Below are 13,880 nucleotides of genomic sequence, written 5' to 3'. Positions count from 1 at the left end.
GTTTACTCCTTGATTAGTAAATTGTTTATCTTCTTTTTTTCTGTATTGAGTTCCAGTGTTAAGACCGTTTCTTCTCCAATTCTTATGGTGACATCTTTGGTCTTATGTATTTTACCCGCTTGGAATTCAAAAGTATAAGTTCCCGGGGTTAAGGGAATCTTTTTTAAACCGGTCAGTTCTGAGGTACTGATCATTTCAGAAGAGAGACCCCCCGGGATAATCACATCTTTGTCATCTATGAGAATCTTGAGCGATGCGGACAAATCCTGAGAGCTCTTCAGTCTGATAAAACCTTCTTTGGGTATCATTCTCGGATTTAGAATCAATTGATCCTGATGAATCTTAATCCCTAGGTCATATATCTGCGGATAATAGCCTTCTACTTCTACTTTGAAATTATAACTTTTCCCTGTCATCAGTTTTTGCTCTAAGTCATCGAGTGGAACGAACTGGTGGTTTATTTCTACTGTCAAAAGCGCATAATCATTCAAGTTTCGCCCGTCATACCTGCTGCGGACATCCATCTGAAGGTTCAGAGGTTTAGGCTTTTCTACGGGCCAGTCAAGGACGAAGGTCATCACTGGAGCTGGCTTCAGGTTCATGAAGGCATTACTAAAAGGGGGAATGAATATATTCTGCCAGTATACTTTTTCATTGATCGATGTTTTTAGCCAGTAAGAGCCCGGAGGCAGGAAGACATCGGGTGACTGAATCATGATTGAGCCGTCGTCCAGTTTTTTATCCACTCCATACAAGAGGGTTTTCGCTTTCTCATCAGATATCCTTCCCCCTGCATCCTTGAATACAATGGTTTCGATCCGATAGTTCTCTATGGGATTCAAGGGGGAAGCAATCTTTTGTGTCAAATGGAATCCGCCATACCGAGAAGCAAAAATCGTTCTATAATGAAATCCCGTGCTATATAGATAATACCCGCCTGCTGAAATAAGAAACAAAAGAACTACCAGGGTGTACCACTTAAAAACCTTGTTCTTCCTAACAGATTTATGAGGAACTCTTTCCTGATCATTAACAATTCTAATCAAGTCATTTTTGATCCTTTCTATGTCGGTTGATTGAAACCATTTTTCGAGTTTCGACAGCAGAAGAGAAACCGATGCAGCTCTCTTTTGAGGTTTCGCCTGTATACATTTTCGAATATACCAGTTGATTCCCGAAGGGAGTGTTGGATTTATTTTCCTGGGAGGCACGAATTTGCCCTTGTGTATTTTCATCAGAGTGTCTGGATTCATCTTGCCGGGATAGGGCTTTTTGCCTGTAACCATTTCATAAAGCATGATGCCAAGGGAGTAAATGTCTGCCTTGAACGTCACATTTCTAGAGTCGTCGTATTGTTCAGGAGCCATATAGGAGGGGGTTCCTAGGGCCATACCCTCTTTTGTTAAAGATTCCTCTTCCTCATCAGACTGGGCGATTCCAAAGTCTACAAGTTTGATTTCTCCTCCCTTGGAAACGAGGATGTTGGCCGGTTTTATATCCCGGTGGACAACCTGATTCTTATGAGCATAATCCAAGGCTTTGCAGGCATAGTAAAAGATATAAAGGGCTTCATCGTATCGAAGGTATCGCTCTTTTTTTAAAATGACATCAACAGATTTACCATCCACCAATTCCTGGACTATGTAATAGGCTGAGGCATTTTTAAAATGATCATAGACCCGGACTATATTCTCATTGCTGAACTCCATCATGATTTTTGCTTCTCTACGAAACCTTTCAATCAGATGCTCATTGGTGCTCATCATGAGTTTTTTCAGTACAACCGGACGATCCAGCGTTGGATGAGTTCCTTTGAAAACCGCCCCCATTCCTCCTTCTGCAATTTTATCTTCGATTTCATATTTTCCAATTTTTGAAGGGATACGGCTCATAGGGGCAGGCTCCTTAAGGTGTCTAGATCTGAAATGTTTTTATCTGGATTGAATCTCTCCTGCTGGTCGGTGATCAATACTACCCTTATCATAGGATTATGAATCTGTACAAATCTGCCTGATGCCCGGAGGTTGTAGAGTGTGTTTATCGTTCTATGACCTCCTATATAATGAGTGAAGTCCCGATTAAAACGGCGAGAATAATCATCCAGGATGGAAGAGACCGAGTCTTCATCTGCCTGATTATTAGCAGTCCAGGTCAATCCAAGTTTGATGTTCTCATATTCATGTATTTCAATAATCTCTTCAGGTGAATAGTACTCTCTTGGTTCTGCATGAGAGATGATCAGATTGTTGGCCAACGCCATAAACGGTAGTGAATGTTCGTATTCCGAATAGGCATAAAGGAATGATTTTCCCAAAAACTTTTCGGTCCAGGATTTCACCATCTCACCTTCATACACAAACTTTCCAAAGGGATGATTCCCACGGCCCTCTTCATTCAGGATATTTTCATGGTTTCCCTTGAGAAAAAAGAAGTGATCGGGAAAAAAAGACTGTAAAAGCATGATCATCTGCATCAATCCCAGGCTCTCCGCCATTTCCTTGTCCATGTTTTTATGTCTTCGATAGTTCGTTTTATACTCATCCAGGCTCTTGACCCAGCGCTTGTGGGCCCTTTTTTCAGCATGGAAACCATCGCCGACGCACAGAATCTGAATCCTTTTATCCCGCAGCCATTCCAGGACGGTGCCACCACTCATCATTTCTGAGAGGAGCACTTTTAAAAGAAAATCCTTTCTGGCATGGAGATCGGGCAATATGAGCAAAGGAAGCTCTGTATTCAAAAAGATGAGGCCTCCTCCCCGTCCCAAGCTATCTTGGGGTCTAATGAGAGGGTTTTGAGAGTTTAAACTTGTCACTGCAAGACTCAAATTTTCGCTAAGACTTTCTAATGGATCAGGCGACTGAGCTTTTTCTATTCTTATCAATTCACTGAGCAATTGGTCGTAATTGAGTGGATTCATCATTTATTCCGGTATGATCGTATTGTTGATGCTTACAAATTCTTTCGTCATGATCTGTGTCGCATCTTTAAGTTGACGTGTTTGTGTTTGGGGAAGCGCCTCCTTCATAAGAGCAATCTTATACACAGGTGAACTTTTTTGGAGAGTTCCTCCCTTAAAAAGGACTTCCTTATCCAGTTTTACAGGACTATTTAAAGTGATATTGTCTTCCAGGAGCTTTTCAGGGACTTCCTTGCGTAAGCCGACACTGGCATAAATGACCTGCCTTGAACCATTGCTTTGGCTGGGACCCACTCCCAATATTGACCCTGAAAAGGTTAAGACTATAAAGGCTCGGCTCTCCTGTGAGGGAATTTCCGATTCGATGGTCATATGATAAGAGCGAACCTGTTTCATAAATGTTCGCTCTTTCTTCTGCCATGCCTTGATTAAATCCTTGAGATAGTTTTCATCCAGGGTCTTGTCTTTTCCCGCCAGGAGTTGTAAATGCTGCAGCACTTCCGGATTCATTTCTTTCGCAAATCCCATATTGTAGACTCTCCTCATCAGCAATTGAACATTAGCAATAAGATACATTATAATCATGAGAATGACTAATTTCAGACGGATTATTTTCTTTTATCTGACATCCATACTCTCAGTCTCGGGTATTTCTGCTTCTACAGCAAAAGCAAGTGCCATTAAAATAGCCTGTATTGGAGATAGCCTCACATACGGGTATGGTTTGTTTTTTAGAGGAGTTAATAGTTATCCGGCTCAATTAGAGAAACTCCTGCCTCCAGGGTTTGAGGTCATGAATTTTGGTATTAACGGAGCCTGTGCGGTAGAATCATCAGAAGATTATTATTTGAATCAACCCTATGATCAAATTTTGAATTGGAATCCCGATATTTTGGTTGTCATGTTGGGCAGTAATGATTCAAAAGAGGAAAACTGGACTTCTACTGAAGCCTATATCCAAGGGTTGAATAATATTATCAAGACATTGAGCTCTCAAGGTGCCAGTGTTGTTGTTATGACTCCTCCACCGAGTGGCATTAATCTATTTGGCATTGATGACGGAAAAGTAAGATCTGCAATTATACCGGCCCTGGTCTCCTATACATCACAAAAAGGCTATCCTCTTCTCAATATTTATGATGTCTTTAGTATGGAAGAAAATATATTTATTGATAATATACATTTGAATAGAGAGTCCTATCTGAGAATCTCAAAAATCTTGTCCCATCAACTTGAAACCATTGTTCTAAAGCACAATTCTTAAGGTAAGTTCCAGGTGGTTATGTTGAATTTTTTACCAAGAATTTTTTTTCTATATTTGATAAAGTCACTCTCTGAAAGAGCTGAAGAAAAGAAATACCCCTGAAATGAGCGGCATCCCATTTCCACCAGACTCTTCAACTGCTCCAGAGTTTCAACACCTTCTACGATAAGATCATAGTTTAATTCTCTGATAAAGTAGAGGATACCCTTCAAAATAGATTGATCCAATTGATTATTATCAATCTTGTTGATAAATGATTTATCAATTTTGACCGTATCAACCGGGAGGTCCTTGAGATAATTCAGTGAAGAATACCCCGTTCCAAAATCATCGAGTGAAATGTGAAAACCCGCTTCTCTAAGCTGATTTAACTTCTTGATGGCATTCACCGGATTATCAATGAGACTATTTTCAGTTAATTCAATCTTAAGATCTGAGGGATCGATATCATAGGTCTCTACCATCCGCTTAAATGTATCAACGAGTTCTGAATCGTAAAACTGCCTTGGGGAGACATTGACTGATATTTGAACATCATGACAGTTTTTATTGTGCCAGTTTTGAAGCTGACGGGCTGCGCTGAAGAGTACCCAGTTCCCCAGAGGGATTATGAGGCCTGTTTCTTCTGCCAGAGGGATAAAATCATCGGGTTTTATTCCTCCCTTTTCAGGATGATTCCAGCGGATAAGAGATTCTGCTTTCACATCTATTACAGTGAAAGAATCGCTATTGATTTCAATCGTCAATATGGGCTGATAATTAAGATAAAACTGCTTATTGATTTCTTTGATAGCCTGTTTTTCCAAAGCCTTGATAATACTATTTTGAAGCTCCATTTTCTGAATAACTAGATTACTGATCTCATCAGTAAAAATTGTATAGGTAAGATGCTGTTTGAAGGCATAACTCAAGGCGATATCGGAATTATGAAGTAAGGCGTTTCTTTCAAGACCATGTTTAGGAAACAAAGAGATTCCGCAACTGGAATCGATGGATATGTTATATCCAGAGAAGATATGTGGCCGCTTCAACTCTTCATTAAGAAGCTGAAGAAACATGTGCAAACGGCTTTCATCTGTCATACTTTCATAGACAATGAGAAACTCATCCTCTCTTGTATGATATACAGTATTTTCAGGTCCACTGAGCTCTGTCAGCCTGACACCTATCTGATACAGAACCCATTCACTGATAGAGGGTTTTAGAGCCTTGTTAATGGCTTCAAAATTCTCATTTAGTTTAACGAGGATAAAGGCGATGGGCGACATATCATCCCGTTCAAAGCGTTTATCCAGGAGCCTATTGATATCTTCATTGGCTTTGACATGATTTTGAAGACCAGTTTTATGATTGAGGACAACACGTCTTTTCAGATCAGAATTCTGCTGTTGAATATTCTTGTACTCAATCGCTAATTCCCCAACCTGGCTGATGAGAGATTCCCTCTCTTCTTCAAGAGTGGTTACCAAAGTAACCAGTTCGCCTGTACTGAGGGTTTCTAGCTTTTTAATTTTCTGATCGGCATCTTTTTTTTGCATGTATGTTCTGATTCCACAATGGATAAACTAATAATATCCTTATAGTACATGCTCAAAGATTTTTAATCAAACCTATTATTTTTTTATAACACGTCATTAAAATATAAAAACAGGAATGTCATTCTTGTTATGATATGGTATAAAATATTATGTCTGAATTAATTCTTATATTTGCAGTTTTTCTAGATTTTTTACTGGGAGAACCTCCTTCTAAATTTCATCCCACCGTCTGGATGGGCACTTATATTCACTGGTTTTACAAAAAATGTCCCCATAAGAGTCAAATCGTTGAATTTCTTTGGGGATTTCTTCTGATTTTGACAGGAGTTCTTCTGTTTGCTGGAAGTGTGCATCTTATTTCGAAAATATCAGTACCCTTTTCTCTTCTCATCACACTTTTTAGTATTCCCTTGTTAAAAGTCTCCTTTTCAATACGGTCTTTACTGAAAAGTGGAAAGATCATTAAGGAAGAGCTCGAAAAAGGAAATCTGGTAGAAGCCAGAAAACAGACATCATTTCATCTTGTGAGTAGGAATACTGATGAATTATCCGAAAAAGAGATATGTTCCTGTGTTATCGAATCTCTTTCTGAAAATATCACTGATAGTTTCACATCTCCTGTGTTTTATTATCTTATTTTTGGACTCAGCGGAAGTTGGGCATACAGGTTTATAAATACATCCGATTCTATGATCGCCTATAGAAATGAAGAATTCGAATGGATTGGAAAATTTACGGCTTGGTGTGACTCATTTTTGAACTACTTGCCTGCACGGATCTCTGCCCTTATGATTCTTCTAGCCGCATTTTTGCATCCGCGAGCCTCCCTGAGAAGAGGTTTTTACTGCTTACTAAAAGACCGTAAAAAGACAGCCAGCCCCAATGCCGGTTGGACCATGAGCGCCATGGCTGGTGCATTGGATGTGACCCTCATGAAGAAAGGAGAGTATCGCCTCCATGGTGGGAGCAGTTTATTGAATAGCACTAAGATAGACATATGCTTAAAAATTACGTTATTATCCCTGATAATAACAATGATTGCACTCGTTGCTTTAATAAGGGGGAGCGTATGGGCTCTGAACATGGTGGTCTGAATTATTCTGAATTGAGGAAGTTGGGTATATCACCAGATGATGTTCTTGATTTCAGCGTGAGCATCAATCCTGATCCTCTCCCTGATTCTGTATTAGAAGACATTCGAAATTCATGCATTATCCGTTATCCTGATTCTGACAGCGGCCTACTGAAAAACAGTATTGCTGCTTATAATAACATTGAAACAGATTCAATACTGGTCGTAAATGGCACATCTCAGGGTATGTTTCTCATTGTTTCGTCGCTGTTGAAAGAGAATCAATGCGTTGCCATCGTTGAACCCACTTACAGTGAATACTACGATGCTTGCCGATTGAAGACAGATAACATAATCTCCGTAAGAATGACTCCGCAGGAATCTTTCAGGATTTCAACAAGCAGAATCCTTGAAACCGTCCAGTCGAAAAAGCCAGCACTTTTGTGGCTCTGTTCTCCCAATAACCCAACAGGATCATACTTAAATGAAGAGGATTTTGAAACGATCAGAAAGGCTTGTGTTCAAGAGGGTACCCTCCTCATTCTGGATGAAGCCTATGTGTGTTTCGTTCAAGAAAAAAAGAGGTATAACCCGCTGAGAGAAGGAGTCATTGTTTTAAGATCAATGACCAAAGATTTCAGCATCCCCGGTCTGCGTCTTGGGTATATTCTCTCATCTCCCACGATCATTCAACGCATTAAAAAATGGCAGCCCGAGTGGAGCATCAGTGCACCTGCTCAGGTTGCGGGTGTCGCCGGATTTAGGGAACTCGACTATTTCAAAAATAGCTGGAGAAAAACGACCGAACGAAGAGATTTTCTTAAGAAAAACCTTGAAGACCTGGGATTGACTGTTTATGACAGCTGTTCAAATTTTTTTCTGGTTGAAGTGGATGATGCTGAAGCTCTTAAAACTCATTTGTGGAAAGACCTCATCCTTGTGAGAGACTGCAGTTCCTTTAGTTTAGTGAATACGATCAGAATTGGGATTAGAACGGATGAAGATAACCATAAACTTATACAGAGTTTTAAGAGTTACTTAAAAAAATGATTTTTGTATTGGGTGGGGTTAAGTCAGGGAAAACATCTTGGGCAGAAAACAGAGCTGCCCAATGGGCACTCAGGAACAACGGGACAGTTGTCTATTTGGCATCAGCCAGAGCCTGGGATGATGAAATGAAGCTCAGGATACATAGGCATAAGCTGTCCCGCCCCAAGGAATGGGAAACTATAGAAGAACCATTGCATATCACAGATGTATTGAAAGGGACTGATTTCTCCTCAAAGCATATCGTACTTTTTGACTGTTTAACTCTCTGGATGACAAACCTACTCATGGAACTGGGTGATAAGTTTTCACAGGAAGAGGCTGAAGATCACATCCTAAAGGCCATAAGTGAGTTTTTAGAGGCTTCTAATACCTTTCCAGGTGAAATCATAGTCATTTCTAATCAGGTCGAAAACGGACTGATCTCTCCGAATTTCCTGGGGCGAATTTTTCAGGAGTTGGCCGGAAGAAGTCATCAGATGATTGCCAGAGAATCCAAAGAGGTCATTCAAATGATTGCCGGGTTGCCCCAGAGGATAAAATAATGAATCGTGAAGTGATTCAAACACTTTTAGAAAAGATTCAAACTCTTGATTTAGATTCCATGAATTCTATATCCGCCAGGTGGGACAGTTTGACAAAACCTCCTGAAAGTTTAGGAACCCTGGAAAGATTGGTCTCGCAGTTGGGCGGAATTCAAAGGACCTCCCATCCTCAGATTGGAAAAAGAACCGTTTTATGCTTTGCGGCAGATCACGGTGTTGTAGCCGAAGGTGTTTCTCCGTCTAAACAAATCGTAACAGCAGAAATGGTTCGTAATTTTCTGAATGGTGGTGCTGCCATCTCCGTTCTGGCCTCCTGTACCAATACGGCTCTGAAAGTCATTGATGCCGGTATGGTCCATCACATTGAACATCCTTTGATTATACAAAGGTCTATAGCCTGCGGGACGGCCAATATGCGTGTGGAGCGAGCCATGACAGAAGAACAGGTGTATCAAGCCATTGAATTGGGTTATCTCACAGCTGTGGAAGAAATAGACAATTCCTGCGAACTACTGATAACCGGTGAAATGGGTGTTGGCAATACCACCTCTGCCAGTGCTATATATGCGGCTCTTACTGGCATGAATGCCGAATCTGTTACAGGAAATGGAGCCGGTCTACCAGAACATCTGGTAAAGCATAAAGCCCGGGTCATACAAGATGCCCTGTTCCTGCATAAACCGAATTCTGATGATCCTATTGATGTTCTCTCAGCTGTGGGCGGATTTGAGCTTGCAGCTATGTGCGGCGTCATGCTGGCCGGTGCAGTATATGGATGCCCTGTTCTGGTGGATGGGTTTATTTCAGGAGCATCTGCCGTTCTTGCCATGAAACTAAATCCTCTGATTAAGGAATATTTGATATTTTCTCATCACTCGGGAGAGTCTGGTTTTGCAGAGATCAGGCAGCAGTTTGGTTTTGTTCCTCTTGTCGATCTGAATATGAGGTTGGGAGAAGGAACTGGAGCGGTAATGATCCTTCCTCTCATCGATAATGCCCTTTCTTGCTATTACAAGATGGCCACATTTGAAGAAGCGGGTGTGACTGAGGTGGAACTGTGATTAAAAAACTCTTTTATGCAGTCAGGTTTATGACCTCTCTCCCTCTACCTTGGGACGACAATGAAGATTTGGTTCAGGTCTCCCGATCATCGGGCATGTTTCCATTGGTTGGTTTTATAATTGCATTCCTACTCTACTCTGTGTATCTGCTGTCTTCCGAAATCTTTTCAGATTTGACTACGGCATTTTTACAGACTCTAGCCTGGGTTTTGTTGACCGGCGGGCTCCATTTGGATGGTCTATCGGACACCATGGATGGTTTGGGGAGTCGTCAAAATAGAGAACGGACTCTGGACATCATGAAAGACAGTCATATTGGAGCCTTTGGAGCACTCTCTCTTATCCTTCAGCTGTTAGCAAAGACTCTACTCTGTTTTGAGATTAATGCATTGGACCCATCTTTCATACTGCTTGTTCCTACGACGGCTCGATGGGGACAGTTGTTGAGCATTCGTTTTTTTTCACCCGCCAGGAAAGATGGAATGGGGCGGTTTTTTCAGGAATATATGCGGTTCCGGGAACTCCTTATGGGTCTTATAACGATCCTCGCTGTCTTTGTTCTGACGAACCACATACTTCAGCTGCTTGTACTTCCCTTTCATGCCCTCTACGTCTTGGTGACCAGTCAAAGCATCAGTAGGAAGCTCGGCGGGTTAACCGGTGATGTTTATGGATTTATCTGCGAGACAGGTGAAACGATCCTTTTGTTTTTGATGCTTATCCTTCACTTCTTTGTCATCCAAATATTTTAAGATAAACTATGGATGATCTCATCCATCCCCTTTTCAAGTGAAGTAAAGATAAAATCGAAAATTTCATCCTTTTTACTCTCATCTGCTTCAAATTCGGCAATATAGATTTTTTTATCACCAATCATACGGCTCGTAACAATGCGTCCAACTACTGTGATCTCGTAAACACCGACCTTTAGCCTCATGTCTGAAAATGAAGACTCTATCAATCTATCTAAGTCGTCATCGCTGGAAAATGAAAGAGCTTTTGGACTTATATCATGCATGTTTGTCTTATAAACATTTTTATCACAAGTGAAGCTGATTGAGCTTAATATTTCATTATAGTTGCCATACCGGACAAATTCTCTTTTACCGTGGGCTTCGGCTTCATCTAGAATCTTATAAATGTCGGAATAAACTTCTTCATCCGATCTTTCGAGGGAGATATAGTCGAGGATTTTATCTCCATAACTCACCTTTTCCATGAAAAAAGTATAGACCTTAAGATTTTCAAAGATTTTTTTAGAAAGCTCTATTTCATTAAAAGTGTTGAAATTAAAGTTATCATCGTAGGGATAGTCAGTATTAATAAAAAGAATTGAGTCGGGATACTTCTGTAATAGAGGTAGAAGCCTTTCTGTACTGTTCAGTTTGTAAATTTCAAATCCGTCTTTGAAAATCCTTTTAATGATTGTTTTAGAAAAATTTTGAGGGGGATAAAGAAAAAAAACCTTCTTCCCATTGCTGAATTGATGCATAGCTACTCCTGTATAAACTGCAATTCTAATGTTATGTTTTCTCTTCCGCAACATTTTTAGTTGATCAGAAAGAGTTTTACCAGCACTTTAATATTATAATATGAGCTTTTTATGTATCTATATGCAACTTGTATTATTCTAAGTATATGCTGAATTTAGATTTTATCTATTTCTTTTTAAATATCATGACCGGATGCCTGTCTCTTTCACTGGCTATCTTGCTTATCGTTTTTCATGGACCATCCCTGTTTAAGCCAGCCGCCTTATTGATGTTTCTATTCTGGTTTTGGCTGATGTGCGAATTGGCCGAATACTATACTTCAACGGCAAAATTAAAATTTATTTTTAATAATCTACAATATATTGCGACCTCTTTTTTACCACTTATTTGGATTTCTTTTTGCTATCATATCAGGCTAGGGAAATCTTTTTTTAGAAATAAGGGGTTTCGTTTTTTCTTTCTTTATCCCCTTGTGGTCATTCTTCTGGTATATACCAATTCATTCCATAAGCTCCTCTGGGATTCACCTCAGTATATTGGGGGCAATTATGGAATCTCAAAGGCCTTAAAACCCCTATTTTCCTATTTGTTTTTAATAAATTTTTCAACTATTTTTCTAGGAATTGCACTTTTGGTAATACGGCCAAACGAAGCTTTAAAAAAAGGAGGGAATGCCAGGTGGCTCGTTGTATTCATGGGGGTTTTGTCCATGGGAACTGCATTTTTCGAATGGAAGGCTGATTACAAATTACAATTTGAGTTAACTCCATTGACCATTTCCATTGTTGGCCTGACGGCATTGCTCTATTTAAAGAATAGTATTAAGAGTCAGGTTCTGATAAATAAATATAATATTTTATCAACATTGAAAGATCCTTTATTTATAATTTCGGAAGATGGATTGATCCTTTTTGCCAATGATTCGGCTTCCCGGATGACCGGGATTTGTGAAAAACAATTCTACTCGGTCAATATCAAATCCGTGATCTCATCTCTTGAGAATCTAAAAGAGGAAATCATCTTTCACAATCATCTATTTTATCATGTAAATATAAACACGGTTCTGAGAAAAAATGATCATATTTATGCAGTGTCCCTTACGGAGATCACAGCATTAAAGGATTCTGAAATCAGTTTAAAACATCTCTCTGAAGAACTTGAATCGCTTGTTCATAATAGGACAGACAGCCTGAATAAAAGTAATCAAAAATTAAAAAAACTGGTAGAAGAAAAAAATGTTTTACTTCAGGAGGTTCATCATAGGGTCAACAATAACCTTCAGATGATCATCAGCCTTCTCAATTTGCAATGTAGTAAGGTAGAAGAAGATCGGCTGAAACACTATTTAAAAGATTCTGTAGCGAGAGTCCAGACAATAGCCATGGTGCATCAAATGCTCTACAAGTCCGAAGATTTCACCAGGATCAATTTAAAACGCTACCTTGGGGATCTATTGCATTCTATGCTGTACGATCAACTGGAGGACCTTGAGCTGGATCTCTGCAGCGTCCACTGTTCGACCACAACCTGTATACATGTGGGTATGATCCTCAATGAAATTGTTTTGAATGCCTTGAAATATGCCTATCCCCTGGAAGAAGCGCGCAAATCTTTTCTCTGTAGGACTACCTTGGAAAAAAGGCGGGATGAAACCGATAGGCTTCATTTGTTTTTTAGGGACTTTGGAGTGGGGATACCCGATGGAGTCATTGATTCTCTGGAACAAAAATCTCTCGGATTCAGAATCATCCGCACATTGGTCAAACAGAGAAAGGGAGAGATGCATATCTATAATGATCAGGGTTGTATATATGATCTTTCAATTGAATTATAAATAAAAAAACCGGTTTACAATAAACCGGTTTTTTTCTGGGGAGCGGCGGACTCGAACCGCCGACACCATGCATGTCGAGCATGTACTCTAACCAACTGAGCTAGCCCCCCCTTAGGAATCACTATTTTACGGTTATTGACAATTTTGTCAATAACCGTAGAACAATTATTTTATGGCGCTTATGACTCTTTCTAATACTTTCTTTCTATCCAAAGGTTTAACTATGTAATTCTTTGCACCAAGCATCAGAGATTTTTTAACAAGATCTTGTTTTCCAAGAGCACTGACCATAATGACATTTGCATTCTTATCAAATTCAACGATCTTTTCCAGGGCTGTAACACCATCCATGCGGGGCATTGTAATATCCATTGTTACCAAATCGACTTCTGGGAAAAGTTCTTTGTATTTTTCAACACCTTCAGCACCATCAGCAGCGGTTCCAACAATATCAAACCCTTCTGATGTTAAAATTTGGCTGATCTGTTTTGTTACGAACATAGAGTCATCAACAATGAGAACCTTAATTGCTCTACCATCCATTTGCCCAACAGGCGTACGTTCATTAATAGAAGGAAAATCACTTGTGGTTTTCATTTTAGACTCCTAACCGTTCTCTAATTGCAACATTAATTTCTATCTTACCATGTGGTAATCCAAGGGGGACAATCAGTGCTTCAACATTTATGTCCGATACCTGCATATTTTCGCCGGTAATAATGGCCGGAGGAGTCAGATCGAACTTAAATCCTAAATCATGTAGTTTTGTGACTGCCTGAGCTGTTACCATATTGGCCAATTCTGTGATTGTGGCTTTTACCAGTTCATCCATGGAAGTCAGCTCTTCACCGTTCATGGTGGATGCAACTTTTATAGCCGTCTCCTGAGACATATCAATCAACACTCTTCCTTCGACATCGCCGGCAAGGCCAACAATAGCTGCTACGCCCATAACAGGTTGTGTTGACTTTTTCAGATACAATTCTTCCCTGTTTACTTCACATTGAAGTACTTCCTTGATAATGTTGAACGCTGCTTCAACAAAAGGATTGATATACTCAACTCTCATGCAGTAGTCTCCTCATATTTCTTCATTATATACTAAA

General features: G+C 39.9%; 14 protein-coding genes and 1 tRNA gene. 7 read left to right on the top strand and 8 right to left on the bottom strand.

The features are described 5' to 3' along the window. Positions 1-2: 2 nt before the first annotated feature. From EXM22_RS05790 to EXM22_RS05780, 3 genes are read right to left on the bottom strand one after another with little or no spacing between them, the layout of a single operon-like run. A complete protein-coding gene (locus EXM22_RS05790) occupies positions 3-1,892 on the bottom strand; it encodes a serine/threonine-protein kinase (RefSeq protein WP_149485604.1) in 1,890 nt (629 codons plus the stop codon). Next, positions 1,889-2,923: a metallophosphoesterase gene (locus EXM22_RS05785; RefSeq protein ID WP_149485603.1), complete on the bottom strand. Its 1,035-nt coding sequence runs from the start codon at positions 2,921-2,923 to the stop codon at positions 1,889-1,891. Before EXM22_RS05785 ends, EXM22_RS05790 begins: the two co-directional genes overlap by 4 nt. After that, positions 2,924-3,448, bottom strand: a complete 525-nt coding sequence (locus EXM22_RS05780) for a hypothetical protein (protein ID WP_149485602.1) — start codon at positions 3,446-3,448, stop codon at positions 2,924-2,926. Between the two features lie 61 nt (positions 3,449-3,509). Between EXM22_RS05780 and EXM22_RS05775 the strand changes: the two genes are divergently transcribed. Beyond that, positions 3,510-4,184 carry an SGNH/GDSL hydrolase family protein gene (locus EXM22_RS05775; protein WP_168203371.1) on the top strand — a complete coding sequence of 225 codons (675 nt, stop codon included), beginning with the start codon at positions 3,510-3,512 and terminating at the stop codon, positions 4,182-4,184. On the opposite strand, the gene EXM22_RS05770 is transcribed toward EXM22_RS05775, so the two are convergent. Beyond that, positions 4,181-5,722 carry a putative bifunctional diguanylate cyclase/phosphodiesterase gene (locus tag EXM22_RS05770; RefSeq protein WP_149485600.1) on the bottom strand — a complete coding sequence of 514 codons (1,542 nt, stop codon included), beginning with the start codon at positions 5,720-5,722 and terminating at the stop codon, positions 4,181-4,183. The two genes, EXM22_RS05775 and EXM22_RS05770, sit on opposite strands and share 4 nt — an antisense overlap. Before the next feature lie 149 nt (positions 5,723-5,871). On the opposite strand from EXM22_RS05770, the gene EXM22_RS05765 reads away from it, so the two are divergent. Genes EXM22_RS05765 through cobS form a run of 5 tightly spaced genes read left to right on the top strand, consistent with a single transcriptional unit; the run spans position 5,872 to position 10,199 of the window. Next, complete coding sequence (locus EXM22_RS05765) at positions 5,872-6,816, top strand: cobalamin biosynthesis protein (RefSeq protein WP_149485599.1); 945 nt, start codon at positions 5,872-5,874, stop codon at positions 6,814-6,816. Beyond that, positions 6,792-7,844 carry a pyridoxal phosphate-dependent aminotransferase gene (locus EXM22_RS05760; RefSeq protein ID WP_168203370.1) on the top strand — a complete coding sequence of 351 codons (1,053 nt, stop codon included), beginning with the start codon at positions 6,792-6,794 and terminating at the stop codon, positions 7,842-7,844. The genes EXM22_RS05765 and EXM22_RS05760 overlap by 25 nt, the downstream gene beginning before the upstream one ends. Then, positions 7,841-8,386 (top strand): bifunctional adenosylcobinamide kinase/adenosylcobinamide-phosphate guanylyltransferase, encoded by a 546-nt coding sequence (locus EXM22_RS05755; protein ID WP_149485597.1) that lies wholly within the window; start codon positions 7,841-7,843, stop codon positions 8,384-8,386. Before EXM22_RS05760 ends, EXM22_RS05755 begins: the two co-directional genes overlap by 4 nt. Next, entirely contained in the window at positions 8,386-9,447 is a 1,062-nt protein-coding gene (gene cobT / locus EXM22_RS05750) for a nicotinate-nucleotide--dimethylbenzimidazole phosphoribosyltransferase (RefSeq protein ID WP_149485596.1), read from the top strand. Before EXM22_RS05755 ends, cobT begins: the two co-directional genes overlap by 1 nt. After that, the gene (cobS, locus tag EXM22_RS05745) at positions 9,444-10,199 is read left to right on the top strand and encodes an adenosylcobinamide-GDP ribazoletransferase (RefSeq protein WP_149485595.1); all 756 of its coding nucleotides are present in this window, start codon (positions 9,444-9,446) and stop codon (positions 10,197-10,199) included. Before cobT ends, cobS begins: the two co-directional genes overlap by 4 nt. On the opposite strand, the gene EXM22_RS05740 is transcribed toward cobS, so the two are convergent. After that, positions 10,196-10,939 carry a PilZ domain-containing protein gene (locus EXM22_RS05740; RefSeq protein WP_149485594.1) on the bottom strand — a complete coding sequence of 248 codons (744 nt, stop codon included), beginning with the start codon at positions 10,937-10,939 and terminating at the stop codon, positions 10,196-10,198. The genes cobS and EXM22_RS05740 overlap by 4 nt on opposite strands. Positions 10,940-11,085: 146 nt before the next feature. Between EXM22_RS05740 and EXM22_RS05735 the strand changes: the two genes are divergently transcribed. Then, complete coding sequence (locus tag EXM22_RS05735) at positions 11,086-12,774, top strand: histidine kinase dimerization/phosphoacceptor domain -containing protein (protein WP_149485593.1); 1,689 nt, start codon at positions 11,086-11,088, stop codon at positions 12,772-12,774. Positions 12,775-12,810: 36 nt separating this feature from the next. Here the strand turns inward: EXM22_RS05735 and EXM22_RS05730 are convergent. From EXM22_RS05730 to EXM22_RS05720, 3 genes are all read right to left on the bottom strand, one after another. After that, positions 12,811-12,884: transfer RNA gene (locus EXM22_RS05730), tRNA-Val, on the bottom strand. 55 nt (positions 12,885-12,939) lie between these two features. Continuing rightward, positions 12,940-13,371 carry a response regulator gene (locus tag EXM22_RS05725; protein WP_149485592.1) on the bottom strand — a complete coding sequence of 144 codons (432 nt, stop codon included), beginning with the start codon at positions 13,369-13,371 and terminating at the stop codon, positions 12,940-12,942. A gap of 1 nt (position 13,372) precedes the next feature. Beyond that, on the bottom strand, positions 13,373-13,843 hold the full coding sequence (locus tag EXM22_RS05720; protein ID WP_149485591.1) for a chemotaxis protein CheX: 471 nt from the start codon (positions 13,841-13,843) through the stop codon (positions 13,373-13,375). Positions 13,844-13,880 lie beyond the last annotated feature (37 nt).

The organism is Oceanispirochaeta crateris (assembly GCF_008329965.1).
In the GTDB taxonomy this organism is placed as follows: domain Bacteria; phylum Spirochaetota; class Spirochaetia; order DSM-2461; family DSM-2461; genus Oceanispirochaeta; species Oceanispirochaeta crateris.
This window is presented reverse-complemented; position numbering and strand designations above follow the sequence as displayed.